Source organism: Mucilaginibacter psychrotolerans, from assembly GCF_004519315.1.
Classification (GTDB): Bacteria; Bacteroidota; Bacteroidia; order Sphingobacteriales; family Sphingobacteriaceae; genus Mucilaginibacter; species Mucilaginibacter psychrotolerans.
Map to the genome: position 1 here is coordinate 15,970 of NZ_SOZE01000031.1, position 25,332 is coordinate 41,301.

The 25,332-nt window shown below is 39.8% G+C and carries 27 protein-coding genes; 9 read left to right on the plus strand and 18 right to left on the minus strand.

Annotation, left to right across the window (positions count from 1 at the left end; all coding sequences use genetic code 11):
* Positions 1-45 precede the first annotated feature (45 nt).
* The 4 genes from E2R66_RS22195 to E2R66_RS22210 form a co-directional block, all read right to left on the minus strand.
* Positions 46-2,478, minus strand: a complete 2,433-nt coding sequence (locus E2R66_RS22195) for a hypothetical protein (RefSeq protein WP_133234968.1) — start codon at positions 2,476-2,478, stop codon at positions 46-48.
* 372 nt (positions 2,479-2,850) lie between these two features.
* Positions 2,851-3,120 (minus strand): hypothetical protein, encoded by a 270-nt coding sequence (locus E2R66_RS22200; RefSeq protein WP_133234966.1) that lies wholly within the window; start codon positions 3,118-3,120, stop codon positions 2,851-2,853.
* Positions 3,121-3,166: 46 nt separating this feature from the next.
* Positions 3,167-7,492: a hypothetical protein gene (locus E2R66_RS22205; RefSeq protein ID WP_133234964.1), complete on the minus strand. Its 4,326-nt coding sequence runs from the start codon at positions 7,490-7,492 to the stop codon at positions 3,167-3,169.
* A 35-nt stretch (positions 7,493-7,527) separates the two neighbouring features.
* A complete protein-coding gene (locus E2R66_RS22210) occupies positions 7,528-8,859 on the minus strand; it encodes a hypothetical protein (protein WP_133234962.1) in 1,332 nt (443 codons plus the stop codon).
* Between the two features lie 110 nt (positions 8,860-8,969).
* On the opposite strand from E2R66_RS22210, the gene E2R66_RS22215 reads away from it, so the two are divergent.
* Positions 8,970-9,500: a hypothetical protein gene (locus E2R66_RS22215; RefSeq protein WP_133234960.1), complete on the plus strand. Its 531-nt coding sequence runs from the start codon at positions 8,970-8,972 to the stop codon at positions 9,498-9,500.
* A 113-nt stretch (positions 9,501-9,613) separates the two neighbouring features.
* Positions 9,614-9,787, plus strand: coding sequence for a hypothetical protein (locus tag E2R66_RS28495; protein ID WP_158288481.1), 174 nt, complete (start codon positions 9,614-9,616; stop codon positions 9,785-9,787).
* 42 nt (positions 9,788-9,829) lie between these two features.
* Here the strand turns inward: E2R66_RS28495 and E2R66_RS22220 are convergent, their stop codons facing one another.
* Together E2R66_RS22220 and E2R66_RS22225 are read right to left on the minus strand one after the other, a co-directional pair.
* Positions 9,830-10,480 (minus strand): hypothetical protein, encoded by a 651-nt coding sequence (locus E2R66_RS22220; protein WP_133234958.1) that lies wholly within the window; start codon positions 10,478-10,480, stop codon positions 9,830-9,832.
* Between the two features lie 209 nt (positions 10,481-10,689).
* Positions 10,690-11,256, minus strand: a complete 567-nt coding sequence (locus tag E2R66_RS22225) for a hypothetical protein (protein ID WP_133234956.1) — start codon at positions 11,254-11,256, stop codon at positions 10,690-10,692.
* 101 nt (positions 11,257-11,357) lie between these two features.
* Here E2R66_RS22225 and E2R66_RS22230 point away from each other — a divergent pair, with 101 nt between their 5' ends.
* On the plus strand, positions 11,358-11,729 hold the full coding sequence (locus E2R66_RS22230; RefSeq protein ID WP_133234954.1) for a hypothetical protein: 372 nt from the start codon (positions 11,358-11,360) through the stop codon (positions 11,727-11,729).
* 40 nt (positions 11,730-11,769) lie between these two features.
* On the opposite strand, the gene E2R66_RS22235 is transcribed toward E2R66_RS22230, so the two are convergent.
* Together E2R66_RS22235 and E2R66_RS22240 are read right to left on the minus strand one after the other, a co-directional pair.
* Entirely contained in the window at positions 11,770-12,975 is a 1,206-nt protein-coding gene (locus E2R66_RS22235) for a terminase large subunit domain-containing protein (protein ID WP_133234952.1), read from the minus strand.
* Positions 12,976-13,062: 87 nt separating this feature from the next.
* Complete coding sequence (locus E2R66_RS22240) at positions 13,063-13,362, minus strand: hypothetical protein (RefSeq protein WP_133234950.1); 300 nt, start codon at positions 13,360-13,362, stop codon at positions 13,063-13,065.
* 127 nt (positions 13,363-13,489) lie between these two features.
* On the opposite strand from E2R66_RS22240, the gene E2R66_RS22245 reads away from it, so the two are divergent.
* Positions 13,490-14,266, plus strand: coding sequence for a class I SAM-dependent methyltransferase (locus tag E2R66_RS22245; RefSeq protein ID WP_133234948.1), 777 nt, complete (start codon positions 13,490-13,492; stop codon positions 14,264-14,266).
* 268 nt (positions 14,267-14,534) lie between these two features.
* On the opposite strand, the gene E2R66_RS28500 is transcribed toward E2R66_RS22245, so the two are convergent.
* The 8 genes from E2R66_RS28500 to E2R66_RS22275 all read right to left on the minus strand — a co-directional run bounded on the left by E2R66_RS28500 (position 14,535) and on the right by E2R66_RS22275 (position 17,824).
* Positions 14,535-14,690, minus strand: coding sequence for a hypothetical protein (locus E2R66_RS28500; protein WP_158288482.1), 156 nt, complete (start codon positions 14,688-14,690; stop codon positions 14,535-14,537).
* 53 nt (positions 14,691-14,743) lie between these two features.
* Entirely contained in the window at positions 14,744-14,902 is a 159-nt protein-coding gene (locus E2R66_RS28505) for a hypothetical protein (protein ID WP_158288483.1), read from the minus strand.
* Positions 14,903-15,133: 231 nt separating this feature from the next.
* Positions 15,134-15,400, minus strand: a complete 267-nt coding sequence (locus E2R66_RS22250) for a hypothetical protein (RefSeq protein ID WP_133234946.1) — start codon at positions 15,398-15,400, stop codon at positions 15,134-15,136.
* On the minus strand, positions 15,393-16,082 hold the full coding sequence (locus E2R66_RS22255; protein ID WP_133234944.1) for a hypothetical protein: 690 nt from the start codon (positions 16,080-16,082) through the stop codon (positions 15,393-15,395). The genes E2R66_RS22250 and E2R66_RS22255 overlap by 8 nt, the downstream gene beginning before the upstream one ends.
* A 262-nt stretch (positions 16,083-16,344) precedes the next feature.
* Entirely contained in the window at positions 16,345-16,806 is a 462-nt protein-coding gene (locus tag E2R66_RS22260; RefSeq protein ID WP_133234942.1) for a hypothetical protein, read from the minus strand.
* The gene (locus E2R66_RS22265) at positions 16,803-16,982 is read right to left on the minus strand and encodes a hypothetical protein (RefSeq protein ID WP_133234940.1); all 180 of its coding nucleotides are present in this window, start codon (positions 16,980-16,982) and stop codon (positions 16,803-16,805) included. The genes E2R66_RS22260 and E2R66_RS22265 overlap by 4 nt, the downstream gene beginning before the upstream one ends.
* Positions 16,983-17,111: 129 nt before the next feature.
* Complete coding sequence (locus E2R66_RS22270) at positions 17,112-17,513, minus strand: hypothetical protein (RefSeq protein WP_133234938.1); 402 nt, start codon at positions 17,511-17,513, stop codon at positions 17,112-17,114.
* On the minus strand, positions 17,513-17,824 hold the full coding sequence (locus tag E2R66_RS22275; RefSeq protein WP_133234936.1) for a hypothetical protein: 312 nt from the start codon (positions 17,822-17,824) through the stop codon (positions 17,513-17,515). Before E2R66_RS22275 ends, E2R66_RS22270 begins: the two co-directional genes overlap by 1 nt.
* Positions 17,825-17,856: 32 nt before the next feature.
* Here E2R66_RS22275 and E2R66_RS22280 point away from each other — a divergent pair, with 32 nt between their 5' ends.
* A complete protein-coding gene (locus E2R66_RS22280) occupies positions 17,857-18,141 on the plus strand; it encodes a helix-turn-helix domain-containing protein (protein WP_158288484.1) in 285 nt (94 codons plus the stop codon).
* Here E2R66_RS22280 and E2R66_RS22285 read toward each other — a convergent pair.
* On the minus strand, positions 18,138-19,643 hold the full coding sequence (locus E2R66_RS22285) for a BT4734/BF3469 family protein (protein WP_133234932.1): 1,506 nt from the start codon (positions 19,641-19,643) through the stop codon (positions 18,138-18,140). The genes E2R66_RS22280 and E2R66_RS22285 overlap by 4 nt on opposite strands.
* Positions 19,644-20,420: 777 nt before the next feature.
* Here E2R66_RS22285 and E2R66_RS22290 point away from each other — a divergent pair.
* From E2R66_RS22290 to E2R66_RS22300, 3 genes are all read left to right on the plus strand, one after another.
* A complete protein-coding gene (locus E2R66_RS22290) occupies positions 20,421-20,645 on the plus strand; it encodes a hypothetical protein (RefSeq protein ID WP_133234930.1) in 225 nt (74 codons plus the stop codon).
* Positions 20,646-20,713: 68 nt separating this feature from the next.
* The gene (locus E2R66_RS22295) at positions 20,714-21,004 is read left to right on the plus strand and encodes a hypothetical protein (protein WP_133234928.1); all 291 of its coding nucleotides are present in this window, start codon (positions 20,714-20,716) and stop codon (positions 21,002-21,004) included.
* Positions 21,004-21,345 carry a hypothetical protein gene (locus tag E2R66_RS22300; protein WP_133234926.1) on the plus strand — a complete coding sequence of 114 codons (342 nt, stop codon included), beginning with the start codon at positions 21,004-21,006 and terminating at the stop codon, positions 21,343-21,345. The genes E2R66_RS22295 and E2R66_RS22300 overlap by 1 nt, the downstream gene beginning before the upstream one ends.
* Here the strand turns inward: E2R66_RS22300 and E2R66_RS22305 are convergent.
* On the minus strand, positions 21,342-22,601 hold the full coding sequence (locus tag E2R66_RS22305) for a tyrosine-type recombinase/integrase (protein WP_133234924.1): 1,260 nt from the start codon (positions 22,599-22,601) through the stop codon (positions 21,342-21,344). The genes E2R66_RS22300 and E2R66_RS22305 overlap by 4 nt on opposite strands.
* Before the next feature lie 124 nt (positions 22,602-22,725).
* On the opposite strand from E2R66_RS22305, the gene E2R66_RS22310 reads away from it, so the two are divergent.
* Positions 22,726-25,308 (plus strand): FtsK/SpoIIIE family DNA translocase, encoded by a 2,583-nt coding sequence (locus tag E2R66_RS22310; RefSeq protein ID WP_133234922.1) that lies wholly within the window; start codon positions 22,726-22,728, stop codon positions 25,306-25,308.
* Positions 25,309-25,332 lie beyond the last annotated feature (24 nt).

A 25,332-nucleotide genomic window follows, 5' to 3' on the forward strand; every position in this document is an offset into this window, starting at 1 on the left:
GTATGGCTGCCTAATAAAAAAGGCTTCACTTAGAAGCCCTTTATGTTAAATCATAATCAATGGTGGTCGGTGCGGACGGTCATTATTGTCAGGAACATTCGGCACCAACGGGTTAACAGAAGATGTCAGGTTAATCTTTTGCAGCTTTAAAGTTGAAGGTTCGTTTCTATTCTGGTAATCAACTTCTAATATTTTGTAGTAAGCGTTGCCGTATTGGTTCTGGATAAAGATAGGAACACGCAAATCCAGATTGCTGATGTCTGTTTCCGTCAGCATAGCTTTAACTTCTAACAATACGTTATTCAAATCGGTTAACTCTTGAAGCTGATTGCTATAATACGCATCGTAAGCATTTGGTGTAGTCAATAACTGGTCACCATCGGCAGGGAAATAATATCTTGCACACTCACCGAAGTTCAAATCAGAAATGTAGTTGTAACTTGTTTCACCAGAAGCGTACCTGATATGGCTTGCCTGACCATAGAGCGATAAAATACCTGTCGTCGGGATTTCAACATAAGGTGTAAACGTATAAGTCGAACCATCAACAACCATTTTACCAATCTGGTACGGATACGAAGCACAACTTTTAATGCCATTGAAGTAAAGAATCCTAATGTTTGAGTTGAACGGGGTTTTATTGATACCGTCAGTTGACTTGTAAATCTCCGGGGTAATTCTGCCTGTGTTACCAAAGTTTACAACCGGGGTCGGTGAAAATATCAGTTCAATCTTCTTTTCATCAACAGAACCTAAACTATCAGTTTCTGTATATTGACCGTACACTTCTTTATAATCGTTTGTGTACAACGTATTGAAATAATCCGAATCTGATTTATAGGTAAAACTGTACTTTTTGGCTAATTCACCGTAGCTGCTGAAAACAACTTTATCACTGTAGTCAATTTTATTGGTGAAGTCTAAAACGGTTGACTTGATGTTCTGAGGTCGGCAGAAATTATAGTATGAGTTGTAAGGTTGAAATATGATGTGCTTAGGTGCATCCAGATAGCTATAAGTGTACAAGTTGAACAGGCTGCATAATGATTTGATAAAGTCTTTTTGCTTCACCCCTTCAACTGGTTCGGGAATAATAGTATCACCGTAATTAACGCTGTAGGAAACAACGCTATTAAGGTCACCGGGGGATTTAATTACTGAATCTGTAATACTTACTATGTACTTCTTATCAAACGCCTCACCGTTCGGCTGTTCCAAATCTAAAGAGAAGTGAAAGTCAATATCCTGTTTGGTGCTGAAAACGGTTTGGGCAACAGCCAAAACAACATTGTCCTTACTAACCTCCTGACCGGGCGAAATTATATCTATAAAGGTTTCGCCAACAATGTCAAAATTACCCAAACTAACCCAATCATTATATGCTGACGAACCGAATGAACCATAAGGTTTTTTCGGTCTTGATTTAACACGTAAAAAGGCATTTAATGTTTTTGAAGTATTATTCTTTACATAAACGTTGCCGAAGGTTGCACTTAAATCGGTTGTTACTGCCCGATTGATGGTAAACAATGAATACATACTACCGCCCCAATTGATACTGGTGTTGGTACTCACTGTACTTAATGCAGTAGTAAAGCTATCAGGAAAGTTCAGCACGTTGATAATATTGGGCTTTAAGTGGGTGTCACCATCATTAAAACTTAGAGTTTGCGCACCGTTCTTTTTGAAAGAAAATAGCTGCAAATTAGTCTGGCTTTGAGATAGTAACTCTTTGTTGTACGGTATAATGGTACTATCAAAATTATCTACAAAGGCAGCATCCCCCTTCAACTCATAAGTGAACCCTGATAATGCAGGTTGAGTAAATATCTTATCTAAGTAACGGCGTGTGTAGATTGCCGGGCGCAAATTATTTAGGTGAATCTTTCCTACATCCTCACTGTTTGGGCTTACGTTATCCCCGTAAGAAATCATCGGATATACGTATCCTTTGTGGTTAAATATATTAGTCTCATTAACAGTATTAGTATAATACCAACTGTTGGTAATGTTGTTTATACGGTACACGTGGGCGTACTCAGAAAAGTCTAAGTCAGAAAGTTGCAGGTCACCCAAACGTGAAAAGAAGTTGAAGATATTTCCAGTGATAATACATTCATAAGTGATGTTACCGTTATCAATCGTTGCCGAACTGAATTTCAAGAAACCTTTGAGTATCGGTGTAGAGTTCTCTAAAACGAAACATTCGACAGGCTTATTTACCGAGAAGTTTACAAACAGGTTTTCATCATAAGCTTCATCTACGTACCGGGATTGATTGAAGACGTTACCAAAGATGCGGTTGTTATTTTTCGTTCCCTTGAAAGTCAGGTTCTTTGAAAGCGTATCTTTTTTGGTTGAAATATCTTTAACATCAGAGAGCGTAAAGGTTGTACTGAAATCTATGCCAGAAGTATCAAGTTCGGCGTAATTACCAGATGGTTCTATTAAGAAGATTTTATAGTTTAAATCAGTCATAGTCTTTCTGATAAATAGTATGACTGCAAAAAAAAAGACCTCCGAAATCATCAGGGGTCTTCAATGGCCAGGAACTGGCCTTTAAGAATATGGTTTAAGTAAGCTGCCGGGATCCGGCAGCATTATAGTTATTTAATTTAAGATTTAAAATCTGCTAAACGCTCTATTTTACCTATTTCACGTATGCTAACAGTTAACTGATTCGTAATTTTAGTTGACAATTCTGATTTATCAGTTTTCAATATCGGCACGACTGTTTCAAAAAAATCTTGAAAAATTTTTACCATTTCCGTTGCAAGCTCAGATTCCTGTCGGGCTTCTGTTAACTCATTTAAAAGCTGATGATTCTCGGATTGAAGGACTGTAATGGTATTAGAACTGTTCTAACTTTCCTTTAATCTCAGGGTTATCTGAACTTTCAATTAATGATTTCAAGTTATCAATCTGTGATTTAAGTTTTTTTGCAATAAAATCATCATTAAAGTTTGCAAGTAAATCAATCTTCTCTTTTAAAGTATCAATTTGTGCTTGCTTCGCCTCCTTATATTCATTGATAGATTTTATCCTAAAAACCCTGTCAATTATAAAAGCACCTATAAGTAATAAGTTGAAGAATATTGATATGCCTGTAGTAAAATCCATAATTAGAGTTTGGTATCCGAAGATACCAAACTTTAAATTATGACTATTAGTTGTTTATAACTTCTTCGATTATCAACGCTGTTACACCTGACCTATCACCGCTTGTGTTTTGGCAGTTTATGCTAATCATCGGTGAACTATAACCGTAATTGAAGGCATCACCAGAAACGGCAGGTAATGTTATCAATGCCGGGCTTACATTGTTCAAAGTAAGTATCTGTGATACGTTACCGCCACCGTTGATTGACCTACCTGTTCCAGTACCGTTAGCTTTAACTAACATAGTACCATCAATACCCGGATACAACCAACTGTAAAGTTTGATATTGTAAATTTTGGTGGTATCCAATTTCATCAGGGCAAAGGTTAAGTAAGCCTGAGCATCAGAGTTCATTACTGCTGTCACCGTACGCACCGCAATTGGGAACTGACTGTTTACCGGGTCACCAGTTGCAAAGTATGAGTTCTGGTTAGCGGTTACATCAATGATGTTGGCTAAGTGGGAATCCGGGTTCTTTTCAACCATTACAAACTTGTAAGCAGTAGTTGCCCCGGCATCAGTATTTACACTCTTAACCAATTGAGTACTGTTGTATGACCTGTTGGTTAAGCTGTAATCATTCCAGTCACTTAATCCTGACGGGTTAGCATCATTGGTTAGGTTAATTTTGATTCGCTTGCTTAAAAGTGCAGAATCATTGAACCTGTTGGATACTACCTGATTGGTCAAAGAAGCTGCCTTAACTCCGTAAATTGATTGAATAGTGCCATTAACACCATCATAAGCAATTCTGATACTGTTACTTGAATTGGTTACACCAGAAGCCAAATAGATGTTCACTTTTGTGGCATCATTAGGGTTCAGCGATATACCAATTGCAGGTATATATCTGTTAAGTGTACCCGGTGCCTCAATTACTGTAAAGTAACTTTCCAAACCAGAAGGGTCATCAATTGGTAAACTGTATTTCAATGTCAACCTATCCCCGGCGTATCCTGTTTCTGCTGATACAAATGACGGTGGTACTAAAGTTATCGGGTCAGTGGTAGTATTTAGTGTTGCTGTATAATTACCGCTTGATAAGCCTTTAAACGCCCTTAACTTGTAGTAGTAAGTAGTGTTAGCTACCAATCCATTGTCAGTATATGATAAACTGGTATTAGGAATAACCGCCACACGGGTATAAGTCCCGGCAATGGTGTTACTTCGCCATAATTCAAAACCATCTACATAAGCTGCATCAGCACCGCCATAAGTCCAACCAAATGTAATTGTTGATGGTGATTTTGCTGTTGCACCGAACGCCCCCGGCACCGCTATAGTTTTAGGAGTTTGAACGCCATAAGAAGTACTTAACGCTGACAAGATACCACCCTTTTCAAACTGAATTTGATAGTAGTAAGCGGTATTTTCATCACGCCCGGTATCAACAAAAGTACCTGTATCAATATAATCGTTATGTATTTCAACAAATCCGGTTGAAGGGTTAATACTTCTAAATATCCGGGTATTATTGATACCTAAGTTTTCATCTTTCCAAGCCAATTTGATTTGAGTTGTAGTTATGGCTTGTATCACAATATTCTTAGGTTCAATCAATTTACCTGTACCAATATTTGATGTGTAAATAATCTTAGGCGTAGCAGTAACCGCTATAGAAATCTTCTTACCTGCACCATCTGCTACACTGGTTGTAGTACCAGTAGTACCAACTTCAAGGTGACTGGTGTTCAGGTTTTCAAAAGACATAGTATTAACGTTCACTTGTGAACCACCTACAGCTACATCAATATTTACCGAACGGGTTAAGCTGTCATTACCTAACCAAAGAACCAACATAGGCTTCTTACTTGAATCTAAAGGTTTATAGGCAAAAGCCCACAATTCAGGGTCAGCACTTTTTACAATCAGTTCATTACTCATTGAAGCACCCTTAACCCTAACAGCGTGTGAGTAAACATATCCCTCCATAGCTTTCTGAAAAGCAGTGGAATAATAAAATGCTTGCTGTGTTTGTCTGTTTGGCGCACCTGCAGGGCCATCTAAATAACCAGAGGTGAAGAAACCTGTCCAGATATTTTGAACGGTATCAGAATTCAATTCAGAATTGAAGGCAATACCGAAAACACAATATTGTAAGAACTTATCAATCCCTAAAAAATCTGCAAGCAAGAAACTTCTTACAATCCAAAGGGCTTTTTTATGACCTCGTTCTGCAAAGGTCGGTGCTTTAGGTGCATAAAAGCTACCGTAGTGTTCATCATATCCAAATTCTGTCAACCAAAATTCAATATTCTGAAACTCTCTAACCCGGTTACGGTAACTGATATGTTCATTGATATAAGAAATAAAATCACCTTGTTCTGGTGGCAATGAATATAAATTCATTTGAGCATAGGTATTTTCCCATACTGGTTTTCCTCCAACAATATTGTAGCAGTGTTCATTCATTGCCTTAACAGGATAATCACTCCTGTTAGCTTTCCACCAACGGAACATAGCTAACTTATAACCTAATGAAGCACCGGCTAAACCTACCATTACCGGTATTGCTGTAGGGTCTGCATCCTTTATTCCATACCCTGCACCCATTGCGCCTTCGTGACCGTCCCAACACGCAGAAATTAATGCTGCTAACTGTTCAGGGTTCATATAAGCAAATTCATCTGGTAATGCAGAATTTGACTCATTGATTCCTAATTCCCAATATTTCACATACGAAAGTCCCTTGCGGATTTGGTCACTTGAATCAATCCTGAAAAGTGAATCAGGCTGACCGCCAGTGTTACCGTACCGTGCTGCTATCTGCCAATAGTGTTGTGCAAAATACTTGTAATTCATCGGGTCGGTTGAAGTTTCTAAAGTATATGGAACACCGTAATCTAACGGGTTACGCTTTTTAGCTTCGTTATCCCCTACTTCACTTGAATGCAAGAACCATAAACCAGATACGTTACACCAAACCACATCAATATTCCTTTCGTGCAAATCTTTTAAGAAGTTATCGTAATTGATTGTGCCAGAAAATGCAGTAGCGAAGCGGTAGCCGATATTGTTTAAATTGATTAACCCGGCTGCTGCACCTCCTTGTTTGTTCTTTGGTATATCCTCCATAAACCAAATCGGGTTCGTGTAAAGCCGGATGGTATTAGCTACCTTTTTAATGAAAGCAGGGGATTCAACAACGTTAGCGTTAGAACCTACTCTTTGTGGCAGGGTCAATACTTGTGCATTGTTCTTGTATTTTTCGCCTCTTACACTTTGTGCTGACTGCCTCTTACCTAAGAATACGATACCCGCCCACTTTTCTGTAAAGTTGGTGCAGGTAATCTTAATGTACCTTACATCACTGTTTACGGCAGTATCTAAATCTAAAACAGTCCATTCATTTTTTGGAGCATCGCCAGAAACGATAACAGCCAAAGTATAGTTAGTACCATCGGTTGAAGTGTAAACGTTTCTATCACCTGAACCAGATTCTAAATAGATACCTAAACGGTTAACGGTAAATTCATCTTCTAAGTCAAAAATGATGGTCTGAATCATATTGAAGTAGTCAGATTTATATTGGTTGGTATGGATTAGTTCCATTGATTTATCACTCTTACCAACAGGTAAACCACCGGATAAAACAACATTGGTGTAATCCACTAAACCATCAGTATTGTATTCAATCCCGGTAGCTTCGTCACGCTTGAACAGTACCAGATAATTTGAGATATTTTCAGGTTTAACCGGGATAATGATATCACTGTTACCATCGGCACCGCCCCCTTCTAAAGGTAAGGTAGTAAAGGTGATGACATTTGATACTGGTGCAGTACGTGTCTTACCATAAGTAGTCTTTTCAGCTACCACCGCTATGTAATAAATCTGGTTTGGTGTAAGCTTAGTCAGATTGAAAATTTCAGTTTGCCCGGCATCTTTCGGAACAATATTGTTCTTATAGGTTTGCAGATTTTTTAACAACGTTGTGTTATCAATCGGTGCATTTGAATAGTAAATATTGTACCTGTCAGCATTTAGCGTATGGTTACCAAACGGTGCAGTAAATTGAAGCTGTACACTTTCTGCATCAAGATAGTTCCAGTCTAAATTTGTGATTGCTGTAGGGTCTGAAATATCATCAGCCGGAGTTAAAATTGTTGACGTAAAAAATATTGAATCGTCTGAAACAATATATTCAATTAACGTACTCTTGTTAGGTGTTGGTTCAATCTCTATTGCCCCGAAATAGTTTTCAGGTAATTCCACTTTGTGAAATCCTACAGAATTTTGTTGAACAATAATTTGCCCCCGCTCTCCCGGAGTGGGACTTCCGATATCTAAAAGTATATCACTGGTCAGGATTATTTTATTAAGTTTTGACATTTATTGATTTTTAAGTTTGGGTGTAACCCCTTTATTTAGATACCGTCTTCAATTATGGCATCACCATCAGCACCCGGTTCGACGTACCCAAAAGTTGGAAAGTCTGTTTCCGGGTAACAGTATGAATCCACCACCACATAAGGAATATTGGGAGGTGAAAAAGTTAATTCCGGTACAACATTGATTAGTTGAAGCCCCGGTTCAGCTGTAAACTGCAAAGTTTGCCTTACCAAACCGTTTGAATACCTGATTCTACCTACTTCATAGGTGTTGTTTGATATGGTTACGGGCAAATAAGTACCGTCATTTAGCTTAACATACACCTCTGGTGACGTATAAAGCTGCCTTAAATAGCGTGAATCCACATCGTTTAAGGGCTGACTGATTACTGTATAGGTTGAATGGCTATCAATACCAATCGTTTCTTTCTCTTTGTTATAGATATTGTTGCTGATATTACTAAAATCCCCGGCAGAATTGAAGCTGTAGGGGTATCTTTCAATGGTATTGCGGGTAACGCTGACCGATTCTTTAGGGTTCAAAAAGAAACAACTATCAAACCCACCCTTGCTATTCGCAAAAACAAAGATGACAGGTTCATCAGTGCAGCGTAATTGCTCATACTGGTAGAACCTGAGTTTGGTTTTTGGGTTACCTGCGAGGTCTGCAACCTGAACTGTAAAATATTTTACAGGTCTGAAATCAATGTTAAAGTGTTCTGCTAATGCCATAGGGCTTACATTGATTCTTATAGCTTCTGAATAGGTTGAAGCTGATGTTGAATATAAACCTATATAGTGATTTGACTTATCGTACAGCTTCAAGGTAACAGTGTACCCGGAAACGTCTTTGTTAAGCAGATATAGTAGTTCAGTTGAATAATAATGTAGCTTGCTATAGTTGGGTTTATCCGTTAAGAATAATGCACTGGTAGCCCCGGTTGCAGCTTGCATTACAAAATCATTATAGTTATAATGGTTGTAATCAATCTTAGACAGGCTGCCGTTCCATACTTTGTAAGTATCTGATGTTAGAGTAGCCCCGGTGGTAATGGTATTACCTGAAATAATATTCTCAGTTATGTTCAGCTTGTAAGCTTTTAAAATATTTGGAACAGATTCAACAATGTTATTGCTAACATTCAATTGGTAGGCAGTAAGGTTGCTAAGTATTGATGACAGGTCAAAGGCAGTACCCCCGCTTAGGTTCGGCAGTGTCTGGTACTTCTGATTAGCAATCAGGTTACCAGATACGGCATCCAGAACCTTAACATCAAAGTTGATAATGTTAGGGTTTGCACTTGTAAGCTGATAAATATTAGGTGCGTTAGCCGGGCTGTAAGGTTGTGGCTGTATATCTATTGTCATCGAATCTCTTTACAATAAATAGTATGCGGGCTGTTTATTATTTACTCTCGATGTGGAAAACTTACATTCCTAATTAAGTTAGCATTTAAGTAACTTTAGCTAAATTTATAATGCAAAATATAGTCGACGTTCTTAAAGAAAAATATGAATACGAATTGGAGCGTAAGAGGTATTACGATGATGTAATATCATTACCCGTTTCACTTATCGCATTTATTGTTACAGGTACATACTTCATAGTGGCTGAAAATAGCTTACCGAGTTGGCTATGCACAATAAGACCAATTTTGGTATTGTTATCTACCATTTCAACTATCGTGACTATGTATTTTCTTAGTCGGGTATATTTCGGGTTGAAAAGGTTTTACTGTTCTTTTCCAAGTTCGTCAGATGTTCTAAGTGATTACGGAAAAATCAAGGAACTTCACAGTGATGAAGCAGATGAAGAAAAGAGAAAAATTCTAATCGAAAATGAATTTACAAACTGCATCATCAAATGGTACACCGATGCTAACGATGAAAATTTGGCGGTTAATGATTTGAGGGCAGAAGCCTTTCATCGAGCTAAACTTGCAATCCTTATTTCCTATATATCGAGTATCATAATGTTTATTTTATATTGTATAGCAAAACTTACTTAATATGCCAGAAGAAAATTCAACACCACCGCAGCAACCACAGCAACCACAGCAACCACAAACACCTCCTCCACCTCCCCCGGTTTTCGTACCGTCTGATATTAGGAGGGAAAGAAGTGACCAAATACCTTATGAACGTAAATAATATGGCAGATAATAACGACAAACCAAAGGCGGCTGACAAACCGAATGATATTACATCCTCAGCCCAAACACAAAAGAAACCAGAATTTGTACCTACGCCAGTAATGAAGGTAAGGGCGCAACTTATTCCCAAAAAGAAAAGTTAAGTTAAGGTTGACCTATTTGTTATAAGCCCCCATTGAAGGGGCTTATTTTTTTAAACCCACCTTGCCGATGTTATTGCCGTATCCATCCCTGATTGATGATATAATGAAATCGGTAGCGAAGTCAGATACAGATTTAGTAACATCGGCAACCAGTTTAGGTACTTCTTTGCTGAATAGGTTCTTCGCCGGGAAACCTTCTTTGTAGATAGATTCCCGCATTGCATAACTCAGGCTTTTGATAGCTGCTTCGTCACCATCAACATCTGAATGCGGTGAACCTGAGTTGTGGTCATAAAATTCTTCTTTACGTAGGTTCAGGTTTTTGCGCTTAATCATTTCAATGAAGGCAGAAGCCGGGGGCTTCTTATCTGAATATTTGAAAGGGGTATCAGGTCTGGTACGCTCAACCCCGGACACACCTTTATCCTGATAGATAAGGTAAGGTTTACCCACAATATCTATTCCGGTATCACTAACCACCATACGTATATCACTGATACCGCCAGTGTTTGCAATCCCGGCTGAATTAATGTTCTCGTGTACTCTTTCTATAAAGTTTGCAGCATCCTTTTCTAATGCACTGAATACCGCTTCGGTGGTAAACTCCGAACGGCTTGAACCCAAGCTATCAAGTTGTGAAAGGGCATTAGCACGGGCTGCTGCCGATGCGCTGCGTATGTTTTGTGCTGCCATAAAAAGCTTAGTTTATCCTTTTGAATTACGGGTTTCGATTAGTTCAACCTTATCCTTTAAGTAACCTGCCAGTGTGAGTACTGCGATTGCAGGTTCATTTACCAGTTGAAAGTATGGGGTCATTGTTTCCTTTGCTACTTGAATTCCAAGGTCTAAGAAGCCCCAACGTTTTTTAAAGCGGTCTTCAATGCCTTGCCTAATGCTCTGGATTATCGAACCAGAAACAGGTTCGTCAGCATCAGTTTCACTTTGCGCCAAAGCATCATCAGGGTCTGCTTCACCATCTTCAACGCCAAAGAGCGAATTAATAATGTCGTAAATCTCTTTGTTGATTTGCTCAGCGTAAAAAAAACGGCATACACCTCTGATATGCTTAACTGGTCAATTTCTTCGGCGGTCTTATCCTTAACAATCATTTTAAGTATCCGGGGCATATTCGCCCACGCATCTACTTTAAGCGATTGATACGTCACAAATTCATCGTACGTGAGTTCATCCATAGCTTTTAAAGACAGGCTTGTTTTAGCGTTTTTAATAGGGCCTGCCATAAACTGCACACGTTGAAGCATCGGCATCAATTCAGTAGCAGGTAAACGCTCTAAATCGATAACAGGCACATCCAACAGGATTGATAGCGGTGCCAGATTCAGGTATGATTTGTATTCGTCATCATCCCATTCATCCGGCTTTTCTGCGGGGATGGTTTGCAGAATCTGAACGTAGGTTTTGTAGTTTATCTGGTCGTAACTGGTCGGTAATTTATCTATCAACTTCATACAATAAATAGTATGGCTGACTTACTTTTAATTAAAAGCCCACTGATTTTTACGGTCTGTATTTGATACCATACCTTTGCAGAAATTAATACTATAAAATTATGAGTACTACCAAAAACGAAGACTTTTGCCGCAATCCAGAACTGTTTGCAGAACTATTAAAGAATGAATTCACCAACGCTAACTACGATATTGAATTCACCGAGAACAGCCCTAACACGTTGATAGCAACCTTCACCAAGAAAGATGAACCAGAAGACGTATTTATCACCAATATTGGCTTACCCAATGAAGATAAAGGCTTAACAGTAAGGGCGGAACCGCATTTAGATTTTTCGCCTATTGCTTTTTTTGGCTTTATCAACGGCGAAAAATCCGCATTTATTCCTGAACTTAGGATGAAGTCGGACGAATTTGTTGACTTCTTAAACAATCGACTTGAATCTGTTCAGGATAACCGTGACGACGAATAATCAGTAAGTGGTTACAAATACAGTTAGTTATTTTAACACCTTATCTACCGAAAATAAACCCCGCTAAGAAATTGGTGGGGATTTGTTTTTTATATCTGTTTGCTAACGCCAGTGCTATAACGCAATCATCGTGACCGCCGGGGGCATTACCGTACTTGATGTACCCGGTACTGGTGTATGAGTATTCAAAGATTGATAGTTCAGTAGCTGTAATCTCGTTGAACTTTAGCTTGCCTTGCTCGATGTCCAGTATCATCTCAGTAATCAGTTTAGGCTTAGTAGCTGCCGTGAATTCAAATGACCTAAGATTGCTTACACCATCCCGGATAAGGGCTTCATATATGCTATCACCTACGCTGCCGTGCGTACCATCAATGACCTTGATTACTGATGCAGGTAGTGATTTGATACGCTGCTTCGTGTACTCATTGTCTCTCTGGAACCGCTCAAACGGATGACACATATTACCGTCTTCATCCAGAGAGCAGATGACGGTATAGTCACTGTATTTTGCAACATCAATACCTATACATACCGGGGGCTTACTTGATAACTCCTTAATGGTGTTAGCCTCAATGTAATCTAAGCCTACTACACTGTTGCTGTTAGCCGATGCTATAGCAAGGTATTCTTGCTGAAAGGCTGACCAAGGCAATGAACCTTTAGCAGCATCAATCTCGGATGCTTTGATGTGCGGGTTATCGTAGGTGCTAAAATGGAATGATTCCCACTCCGTTTGCAACGGGTCTAAGCCCTTTAAATAAAGGCTGTAGAAGTAGTTCTTACCACGTGGCGTACTGATGAACAGGGCATCACCTTCATAGTCTGTAAGGCAGGGACGGATTGAGTTTAACCAAGCCTGTTCAAGGTCTGGTATGTACGCTGCTTCATCCAGAATAATACAGTGGAACTTACGCCCCCGGAAACTATCCAGACGTTCGCCAGTAAGGAAAGATAGCGTACCACCTGTAATAAGTTCAATCACTAAGTCAGTCTTGTTAGCTGACCTGATTAACTGCACTGGCAGCACCTTTAAAATGTCTTTAAAGAAGACCTTACTTAGTGCATAGGTCGGTGTCACGTAAGCTATGTGCTTCTTAGCTAACATCCCCTGAATACTGATGACCTGACTAATTAGGGACTTACCCCAACGCCGACCGCAGCAAAGCACCCTGAACCGGGCGGTGCTGTCAAGTACTTTCTGCTGACCGGGGTGCGGTTTCGGCAGCTTAATTTGAACGTTCAAAGGATTTTTTCCCTGTAATTTTATCCCTTTATGCGTTTCCAGTGTTTCAAGGCACTATCCACCATAATAAGAGATTATTGGTTTGGCTTAAAAGGGGTCTTTTTCGCCATTATCCCCGGTCGGGGTATCTTCGTACGTTACAACAATATTGACTTCGCCAGAATGTTCAACCTTATCTTCTGCCTTACTCAATGCGGGTAACACATAACGGGCAACAGCGTTCAGGATTTGCCATTGCTTAAACTCAGACATTGCTTGCAGGTCTTCGGCTAACACATCTACCTTATCGGATAGTACTAACTGTATTGCCTGACGAATTTCTTCGGTGGTTTTGTTCTTAACGCCGGGCTTACGTCCCCCGGTCTTCTCTCTGCCCTTTTCAAACATCTCTATCTTTCTTCTATTTTAGATAAATAGTATGTGCGAGGGCAGAATAAGAGATACACCCCTACCAGTTAAGATTTATGTAAAGGGAATTATGTGATGGTGGAGACTATTTATCTAAAAGAGATAAATGGCAAAACTTAGTAAGACAGAAATAAAAGAACACAACATTGCAGTTGAATTATTAAAAAAAGAGGTCCTTACCTTTGAGGAAAAGGTAATAGTTTACGAAAAGTGGAATGAATCCGCTACATCATTGAACAGTGAAGCAGGTGCATTTTTTACCCCACACGAATTAGCTAATGACTTTTCATTAAACATTTATCGTAAGGCTAAGACTATAGATTTATGTGCTGGTATCGGTATGCTATCATTTTGCGCATACCATTATCAGGGATGTACTGACATCACTTGTGTAGAACTCAACCCTATCTATTATGAGATAGGTAAGAAGCTTTTACCAGAAGCTAACTGGATTAACGACAGCATCTTTAAGTATAAAGATTTAGGTCACTTTGACCAAGCAATAAGTAACCCCCCGTTTGGTAAAATCAAGACAGGGATTGACAAAGCTGTACAAGACGAACTAAAATACAAGGGTGCTGAATTCGATTTAATAACCATTGAGATAGCATCGAAGATTGCCGATTACGGTTGCTTTATCTTACCTCAACAATCTACACCTTTCAAATATTCGGGGGCTGAATTCTTTATGGACTTACGGGAACAGAACAAGGGCTATAATCCTTACGGTTTGTCAGTACCAAATAAGGTTCAGAAGTTCATTAAAGAAACTGGTTTGAACTATGAGTTCAATATAGGGGTTGATACCAGTATTTACAAAGATGACTGGAAAGGTGTTAGCCCTATTTGCGAAATAGTATGCTTTGATTTTAAGGCTGATTAAGTAACTTGCGTTATGGAATTTAGGATACACAATTTTAGAGAGACGGAATTTAAAAATCAATTAAACGAAATTTGCTCAAATAGGGGAATTGTCGGGTACAGCCAATTGGAATTTAAGAGGGATGAATCTAATTATTCGCTTGCAATTTTAGAAGAATCATTCATTCAACGCCTTAGTGTAGCTGATATTGAATCATTGAGTTCAATAAAATAATAAGCCCTAACATTTCTGTCAGGGCTTAATCAAAAATATTATTACAACCCCGGTTTTATCGCTGACCGGGGAACAGCTTAGCTTTTTTAATCAGCCGTTCCTTTGTCTTCGGCGGCACAAATTTTAAGTCTTCTTCAAATTGTTTACTGTTGAAGTAATCACTGAATAGTTTACCTAAAGCTGTTTGAATTGATTTTACCTTATCTGACATAACTTTTAATTTAAAGAACCTGACATTAGGGTCTATACTCTCTGTATTATGTTTTAGTCTTGATTAAGATATTCTATCACCCCCGAATGAATTTTATTCATCGCTTCATATAGCTGTTTAGCTTGCTTAGGTAACATCTGTACCATATTGATTACTTCACTAATTTCTTGTAGGCTGTCTTCAATGGTTTGTTTTAAATCTGTCTGGTTCATTTAATTTTCTTCTTAATTTTTAGAAGCACCCCGCACTTTTCGTAATCTTCATACTTACTTTCTAAGAGGTTAATTAGCTTGCTCAAATAAGTGCTGAATGCTTTATGGTCGTCTTCTAACTCAACTATCAGGTCTGCGTACCAATCGTTAATTAAATCTTCGTCATCCGGGTACTTAGCTATTAGTGATACTGTTTGACTACTTACCAGATTGAAGATTAATGTATAAGTTTTATTGGTCATTTGTGTCATCCCCCGCTTGCTCTTTCAGCCTGAAATAAAGGCTTACAAGCACGTCCATTACGTTACGAACACAACTACCGCAACTGCTTTTATAATGCCGTGGTAACGCCCCTAAAGCCATCTCCTGAACCGTTGGGTACACCTCTTTAATCAGGGCATTAGCAGTTGCGCTAACAACCCCGGTCTTGTTGTTTGCGTACTGGATAAACAAGGGTTCCAGAGGCTTCAACTTAGCGTATAGTTCTTGTTCAGTCATTCGTAAACCCTTTCAATTTTTGCAGGTTTTCTTTAATCCCCCGGATTGCTTCACTTAGTTCCTGTTTTTCGGATTTGCGCTCTTTTGATGGTGCGCCCGGCTTCTGCTTTTCCAATTGCTTGTAGAAGGTGAATTTGGCTTCTGGTGATAGCAGACCTATTAATTCTTCGGGGGTGAAACCGTACTCTCTTTCAAAATCAGATTCCGTTTCTTCATCAAAAAGTATTAATGATGGTTCATCTGAATCTTCATCGTTTACCTCCATCGGCAGTATCTGGTAGTTCCCGGCGTTGAATACGCTGCCGAAGCCTAACTTACTTACCAGTGAGTGGTTCGGGTTATTGTTCCTACGGTCTTTTGAGAAACATTTAAGAACGATTATGCGTAGGGTACAGCCTATCAATCTGCTGCCTTTTATTGCTGACTTGTTATAGATTTCAATGAATTTCTCAGCATCCATAGCTGCCAGTTCCAGAAAGGCGGTCTGGTAGCAATCGCTGATAAAGTCATTATCCTGTACGCCCACACTTTGCAGCATAAACGTTTTGTAAAGGCAGTTTTTAATGAATTCCCTAATTGGATTTAACTTGCTTGTGCTTTTCTTTCCGAAGTAATAACCGTCAATGCGCCCGGTCTGGTAGAAGTCCGTTAGTATCTGGTTCTTTAGTTGTTGATTAGTCAATGTTATAATGAAATTGGTAACGCATCTAATATGCGTTTGGTTAACACCGTTATGATAGGTGTTAAAAAGATTATGGGTATTAACCCGGCTGACATACTGCAAAGCAGCACTATCAATGATGTCCAAAACGAAAAGCAAAAGATGCAATCCAAAGGCTTCTTACCTGTTTGTTTCAAGTCTGATAATATGTTATGGTACACTGGTAACTCAAATAAGAAAACTACTGATAGTGCAATAATTAATGATGTTGTTATGATGCTCATTATTTCTTCAATGTTTTATAACCCCGGCTTAATATTTTGGCATCTGTTATCGGCAGGTACATTACTTCTTTAAGCTTATAGCCGTTATCTTCGGCAGTGTTAACAGGCAGCATCTTTGATTCCTTAACTACCTTCATTGGGTCAATCTTATCGATGTTGAATACCAGTGTACGGTCGCTATAGAAGCAAACATAGAACGTTTTTATCCCGCTCTGTAGAGTATAATTTTTTAGATTTTCGTACTTGTCAACTTGTAACATCACCGTAGGGTGGTAATCGTGTTCAAAGCCTCGTTTCTTCAATTCAGCCACATATGGTACATCGGCAATCTCATTGCTAACCGTATAACCAGATACGTCCCACCAACTGTACTTATCCTTACTGAAATCTTTGACGTAGTTAGGGTATAGTACTTCAAAAAATGCCCTACCTTCTAATTCTGATTTTTCGTATTCGTTCATATTTCTTTACATTCTTTTTTTAATTCGTTTAATGATTCTACGATTGCGTAGCAGTCTTTATCTATTGCCCTTAGTTTGTGGTTAGGCAAATCCACCATCCAGTATTCGTCTGCTGCCGGGTTACTGATAAAGTAACTACCGTAGAAGAAAAAACATTTTGTTTCTTGTGCATCCATATACTTATAAATACACGCTCAAAATTTAAACGCCCCAAAAAGTGAAAAAAAATGAAAATAAATTTTAGGCATAAAAAAGCCCCTAAGAAATTAATCTTAGGGGCATACCGCCGGGGGCATTAAGCTTACCTATTTACCCAATTTCAAGGTCTGAATTGTACCATCGTAATTTACCCATTCATACGTTAATGGGTTGGTAACCGTAGTGGTCAGCCAAGTTGAAGATGTAAATTTGAAATCCACCCTTTTCTTGTTACCATCCTTCGCCAGTTGATACGTGTAGTTATCCATCACGTACCCCGCAATGTACCAGTACCTATTAACGAAATGGTCAGGCTTCAATTCTTTGTTGCTGATGATGGTTACGTAAGTGGTGTCAACATTGGTTTTATTTTTTGAACCTAACACATTGGTGGAGGTGATGCTAAGGTCTTCACGTGTTGAATCAGGGTTAACTTCATCTGACTTCTTACAAGCTGAACTAATAGTGACCAGTACAGCCAACGCTAAAATAAAAACGTACCTTTTCATTATTTTTTATCATCAACGTAACCTGTACCAACACAAGTAGTACAATAATTACCCAAGCCCATACCCGTACGCTCCACCTGCGCTTTTGAATCTCCGGCATATCCAACCCTGCCGATTCCACCGCACCACGGGCATTTCTTTTTGCCATACGGCGTACCGTCATTGGCTCTGGCGGAGTGTTGCTCTTCACGGATGCGGGTGAGGTTTTTATCTGAGGCATTATAAAAATAATAGCATAGCACGAAAAACAATGCTATCATTCCTAAGCACCCCCAACTGGTTTTTTCTTTTGGCTTTTCTTGTTCTGACATTTGATTAAGGTTTAATGTTAAACCGCAAAGGTATGGCTTTTAAGCCATACCTTGTAAAGTTTTTTATTTTTTGCTTTGCTCCTATGGCAAAACATTTCATCTCACCAGAAGCTATTGAAATAGTTTCCCGGAACGTACGTAAATACCGTACGGATAAGGGGGTAAGTATGGAAACCCTTGCTGACCTGATAGGAATTGAATATACGGTGATTGCCCGGCTCGAAACTAAGAAAAGCAATCCATCTATCAGTGTCGTTTACGCTATCGCTAAAGCCCTTGATATTTCGCCCTCATTGCTGTTAAGTGATATAGCTTAGGCTGCTACGCTTTCACCAAAACCAACAAACTTAACATCCTGTTGTAAGTTAAACACAAATAAGGTATCGTCAGCTTCAAGTTGTACTTCACCAGTGTACCCGGTGTTTAATAAATAAGCTAACCGGGCTTCAAGTTCAACCCTTTCCATAAACGACAGCAATTGAGTACCACGTCTGTAACGTTCGGGGTTAGTGATTAACAGTTCCCGGTCGGCGGTATCAGGCTGCGTATTATCTTCGGCAATGCGTAACACTGGTGCATCTTTTTTTGAACTTACCGGGGGATTCTTCCAGTTATCATTAAGCTGTTTAACTTCGTCTTTAAACTCTGACCAGTACTTTTCAACTGTTTTTTTACTTATCCGAAAGTTTTTGTAAATTACGGCTTGTCCTATCTTACCGTACTTATCAAAATCCCACCCGGCAATTATACCGTTCAACTTTTGTAAACTATTGTTCTGGTTCTTTTCAGCTAATAGTTCCCGGCAAATAGCTAACTTTTGTTCCCGGCTTAAACCTGTCTGATTAGCAAACAAGATTTTACGGGTCTTCCAATTGTATTTAGGTTTCAGAGTACCTTCTGCCTTGTAGTTAAAAATGCTTTTAACTATCCCTTCAATTTCTGACTGATTAAGGGGTTCTTCGCATTTGGTTTGGTTTATCCAGTTCAAAACGGTTATCGCACCTTTTTGGGTAAGTTGGGGATTCAACCAAACGTAATTATTCAGGAAACTCAATAACGTGGGATTCCGTTTACCTGACTGTATTTTTTTGTACGGTAACCAAGCATTAACGTAAGCCCAACCATCCCAATTGAAAGTATAGTTACCTTCAAATTCAATTTCATTCAAGTTATTGAAACGTAATGGGGTATTAGAATTAATTATTCCCCCCACTCTATCTATATATGTCTTCTTTTCTTTAATTATTAAAGAAGGGGGGGAATTTTTAATATCAAGTTTACTATCTGTTTCAATGGCAGTAAAAACAAAAGAATCATAGTTAATATAAATGTTAGGGTCATAGCTTAAAACATTAAACTGTGTAGCTTTCTTTGCCCCTTTATCATAAAACTTACTCAAACCTAAATCAGCTAATACAGCAGCGTAGGTTGAATTATAATTATCCAAGGATAAACCGTCTACCTTTACCAAAACAGAGTAACCTAAGCCCCCAAATGACTTGTAGTAGGCAAAAACTTTTGAGGTATCCAGTAAAGTGATATCGTATGTAGTATCATCAACATCAATATACAGTAAACCAGTAGCCCCGGTGATGTTGGCATTTTCTTTATTGGTATGGAATGTGAAGTTGTAAGTGATTGCCGGGATTAAAGTTTTATTAGCTTCGTAAACCGGGTGCTTTTTACCGAAAGGTCTTGCGCTCTCAATTAGTGGTGAATAAGCTGATTGCTTAATCAGTTCAAACCATTGTTCAATGGTTGTAGTGTTTGAAATTTTTGGTGTACGTAAATTATCGTACACGTTAAGTGTTGTTATCATTGTTTAATCTTTACCCTTACCATTGTTTTAATCCCTCTGTCAAAAGGGTAAGGGGGCAGGTTAAGCGTTAAACAATGATTAAATGGTGCTTAACCTGTGACATCCCCCGTATATTTATAAATACTCTCATTTTTAAAAATTATCGATTTTTTTTAAAAATAAATGTTAACTAACTGATTATTAATAATTTATATATAGTAAATATAGTACATAAACGTCCATTTGTCAACAGGTAGAGGCAAATAAATTTTTGATTGCTGATGTTAAGTCCATTAGCCGGGGACGGCATTTTAAAGTTATAGGTGAGTGTTTCTGAAAATTTTTCAACTATTTGATACAACCCAAAAACAAAAACTAAATTTAGTTTTACTATCAAAATGGCAATAATATGAGATATATATCCGTATTTTACGTTATATTTTGATAAATATTTGCAAATATCATAATTATTAGGTACATTTGTATTGTGATTGATGGATATGTGAGAGTGATACCCAACCGGGTTGGCGGGGCTTATCGGTAAGCCTAAAGTTGAACTATCGCCCGTAAGGGAATTGAGATTCAGCAAGCAATAGCATCCGATTAAACAAAAGCCCATCACGGGCAAGTTTTACCACCGAAACAAAGGGGGCTAAAAAAAGACACGGGGATTACCTCCGTGTCTTTATAGTTTTAAATGGGGGTGTTAAAACTAAATTTAGTTTTAGTAGCGTGCATTGGAACGTAAACAACAAGGAAACAACCCCGGTAATGTAGCCGGGCTTTAAACTATCTTATATGACACACGAATTTCTACACAACGACATTAATTACTGGATTACCATTGATAAACTTTTCGATGAAAACCTATCAGAAATGGGATTTATTGGTTACATCAACAATCAGCAGCCGGGATTGATTTTGGGGGAATCAGTTAAAAATAGTGAAGGCAATACTATTTTATTTAGCCACTATGAAAATGCTTTAGCAGAAGCGAAAATGAAAATTCAAGAATTACTCTAACACTTTAACAACATCATTAAGCCCCCGGTGTAAACTGCCGGGGGGTTATTCACCATAAAAAAGAACCTATGAAAAACATATCAGAAGCAGTAAGTAAACTAAAACCCGAAGAACTTGCACAAGCTGCATTTCTATACAAAAAAACCATCAGGCAGCGCAACGCAACAATACCTAAACCAATACCCGGTACGATACGCAAAGACGGAACACAAAGAAGGTTTGTTTACCAGTCAACCCGGCACGAATCGGCAGGGGAAACCCATATCTATTTAGATACCTTCTTGAATAAAACCTTTGAAGAAACCTATAAAAAAGACACGGTAACTGGATTTATAAGTAAGACTAAAAAATACCTGTAATGATAGCGGATAAAGAAGAACTTAAACAATTTTTGGCGTGGTATAACCCTTATTTAAAGGAAAAGAAAAGGATTGAAGAATTAACCAAAGCCTTCAACCCGGACGTTCACGTTATCGTTACCAAAGAGCAGTTGGATATTACGAATGAAATCAAACAGCTTGCAGGTATGGCTTCAAGCGTTAAAGATGTGGCAACAAAGGTGAACGAAGTTCACGCCGTACAAACTGGTTTACTTTACAAGCGTAAACCGGGCGAACCCCGTAAAACAAAAAAGCAACTTCAAGATGATGAAATTGCTGAGATGTGCCGTTTAGCTGAATTACGTGCGTTGAATCGCTAATCAAAAACAAATTCATCGAAGGCTTCAATATTGATTTCCAACTTTTTTAAGTACCGTTGGGTCATTTCCATTGTTTCGTGCCGACACTGCTTTTGGATAATACCCAACAGTGTAGTGGCATTATATTTTCCAATGTTACTGTACCAGAAGTCGGTTACCCCGGAATGTTTCAGAGCGTATAAACTTTGCCCTTCTTCGGTGAACAACTTAGGATGTTCGGCTTTCAAAGCAGTAAGTTCACGGCGAAACAAAACCAACCAGTAAGTCGACGGACGGAAAGCAGAAGGCTTCATCTTTTTACCGAAAATGTACCAGTCTGGTTGATGGTCAAAGTGCGATAGGTAGCTGCGCACCGCATCGGTTAACTGAGGTGTCATTTTAACCCATTTCACCAATTTATCTTTCTGACCTTTCGCATTGTTGGCTTCAATCCTGATAGTACGCTTATCCAAATCAAAGTCACTAACTTTGAGTCGGGTCAATTCTGTTTCTCTGATATAGCTATAATAAATGACTCTGGCGGCGGCAGCCAAAAAAGGATATTCGCATTTGTCCAGATGCGCAAATAGTAAATCCCGTTCTTCTTTACTGAATACTTTAAAGCGTTCAGTTGCTTCTTTAGGCTTGCTTTTAACCTTCTTTACCGGGTTCTCTGTTAAGATGTCTTCATCAACTAAGGTCTGGAAAAAACTACTTAGTAAAGCCTTCTTCAATGTCCAAGTTGTGTTACTCCATTTAATGTTTGGGTCGGTGCTCAGATAGTAGGCATTCATAAATTCCAAAATATCACCCTTGCTTACTTTTGTTAGGTCATTCACCATACCCTTCTTCTGCAAAAATGGTTTGAACTGGTTCTTGTAGAAAACCTTGAATTGTTCTGCCGAACGTTCCTTTTTTGGTATCGGGTTATCGTATCCCTTCAACCGCAGGAACAGGGTGAAATTCTCGTCAAAGGCAGTCTTCTTAGATTCCTTTATTTTCGCCTCGTTTACGCTTTTTATTGTTTCAGGGTACTTAATACTTTTTCCCTCTTTGAGGTGATTAAGAACCGCTTCCCTGACTTTCCTGAACTGAAATTCCCTTTCTTGCAGGTCAGCTATTTTATTTCGGGAGGTGAAAGGATAGTAACCCTTACCGTATTCTTTAAGTGGTAACCATTTTTCATCCCCCTCGAATTTAACTGAATAAAGGATGAACCATTTTTTATTATCTTTATCTTTGTAAAGCTTCGGCTCTTTGTAGTCGATAATTTTCATAAATCTTGAAGTGTAAAGTTAATTAAATTTTTCCCCGTTTTTTTCCCTTTTATCGTTTTCATAGGGGATAACGGGACAAATATGATAACTTTATATTTGCAACTAAACGTGCGGAGATAGCAGGATGCCAGTAAAAGGAAACCAGTTCAGGACTAATAGCTTTAAGGATGATGATGCACCACGCAAGCCGGGCGCAAGAACCGAAAGGCAGAAACCAATAAAACAACAGGTGGAGCGACTGCCCATATTCAACCTGCGCGATGGGCGGCTACTCAAAATCACCGGACTATTCTTTTTAGTGCTTTCGGCGTTTTTCCTTATCGCCTTTACCTCGTACATGTTCAGCTGGCAGCAAGACCAAAGCTGGGTAGCACCGGCAAACGGTGGCTGGGCCAACCTGTTCAAATCGCCAAAAGAACTCATCGAAAGCGGCATTACCAACCCTATAGAAAACTGGTTGGGTGTTTTTGGCGCGCTGCTGGCCAACCAATTTATATACCATTGGTTCGGCGTGGCTTCGTTTATTTTCGTGTTCATTTTTTTTGTGATAGGCTTCCGGCTGGTGTTCAAAATAAAGCTTTTCTCCATCAGCAAAATGTTGGCTTATAGCCTTTTCGGCATCATATTTATCTCCGTTACCATTGGCTTTATACACGCCATGGTGGCAGACTACCCACACTTTCTGGAAGGTGAGTTCGGCTACTGGAGCAACCGTTTACTCGGCGTTCAGATTGGGTCGGCGGGTACAGGCTGCGTGTTGGTTTTTGCCGGACTGGCCGTGCTGGTTATTGCTTACAATATCGATTTTAAGTTGCCCGCCCGTAAAGAACGCGTTGCCATGCCGGTTGCCGCCGCCGATGAAGATGCTGATGCTGACAACATAGACCTGGTGGACGAAGATGTTTCGTTGCCGGTAGAATGGCCTAAGGGAAACCGCGCCAGGCCAACCATAAACGAAACACTCTCCAAAACTGAAACGCAAACAGAGAAATTGCGGCAGGTGCCGCTGGTGCAAAACACCGTAATACACGAACCTTTAGTACTAACGCCGGAGCCCTATACCCCAACCGAACCCGAGGAAGACGACGAAATACCCCTAACCATTGATGTGGTGCGCCCTACCCCGGTGCTGTCGATAGAGGAAAGCGACGATGACAAAGCCAAATCGCTGGTAGACCAGTTTGGAACGTACGACCACACCCTGGAGCTGGCTTCGTATAAATACCCCACGTTGGATTTGCTGGAGAATTACGGCAACAACAAAATACCCGTAAACAGCGACGAACTGGAGGCCAACAAAAACAAGATCGTAGAAACGCTGAACCACTATAACATAGAAATAGATAAGATAAAAGCCACCATTGGCCCAACGGTTACGCTTTACGAAATTGTGCCGGCGCCGGGCGTGCGTATCTCCAAGATAAAGAACCTGGAGGATGATATCGCCCTGAATCTTGCCGCGCTGGGCATCCGTATTATTGCCCCCATGCCGGGTAAGGGAACCATAGGTATCGAAGTACCCAACCAGCACCCGGAGATGGTATCCATGCGCTCGATATTGGCTACCGAGAAATGGCAGAACAATACCATGGATTTGCCTATAGCTATGGGTAAAACCATCAGCAACGAAGTATTCATTGCCGATTTGGCCAAGATGCCACACTTACTGGTTGCAGGTGCTACGGGCCAGGGTAAATCGGTAGGTATCAATACCATACTGGTATCGTTGCTATACAAAAAGCATCCCGCCGAACTGAAATTTGTACTGGTTGACCCCAAAAAGGTAGAGCTTACTTTGTTCCGCAAGATAGAGCGGCACTTTTTAGCCAAACTGCCCGATGACGGCGACGCCATCATCACCGATACCAAAAAGGTGGTAAACACGCTCAATTCGCTTTGTATTGAGATGGATCAGCGTTACGACCTGCTGAAAGATGCCCAGGTGCGTAACCTAAAAGAGTATAACCACAAATACGTAAACCGTAAAATAAGCGACCCGGAGAAACACCGCTACCTGCCCTTCATCGTTCTGGTGATTGATGAGTTTGCCGATTTGATGATGACCGCAGGTAAAGAAGTAGAGCAACCTATAGCCCGTATTGCGCAGCTTGCCCGTGCGGTGGGTATCCACCTGGTTATTGCTACGCAGCGCCCATCGGTAAACGTTATTACGGGTACCATCAAGGCCAACTTCCCGGCCCGTTTGGCTTTCAGGGTGCTATCTAAGATAGATTCGCGCACGATATTGGATGCCGGCGGTGCCGACCAGCTGATTGGTCGTGGCGATATGCTCCTCTCTACTGGCAGCGACCTCATACGCCTGCAATGCGCGTTCGTAGATACGCCCGAGGTAGAAAGGATATCCGATTATATTGGCAACCAGCGCGGCTATGCATCGGCCATGATGCTGCCCGAATACGTGGGCGACGGCGAAGCCAGCAGCAGTACCAAAGAATACGACGCGGAAACCCGCGACCCGATGTTTGAAGATGCTGCCCGGTTGATCGTTCTGCACCAGCAAGGTTCAACATCGCTTATCCAGCGCAAAATGAAGCTGGGCTATAACCGTGCAGGCCGTATTATTGATCAGTTGGAGGCCGCAGGCATCGTTGGTCCGTTTGAGGGCAGCAAAGCCCGCGACGTGCTTTACCCCGACGAATACAGCCTGGAACGCCACCTGGAAACCCTGCAAAAACCAAAGGATTAAACCAATAACTAAAATCCCGGTCTA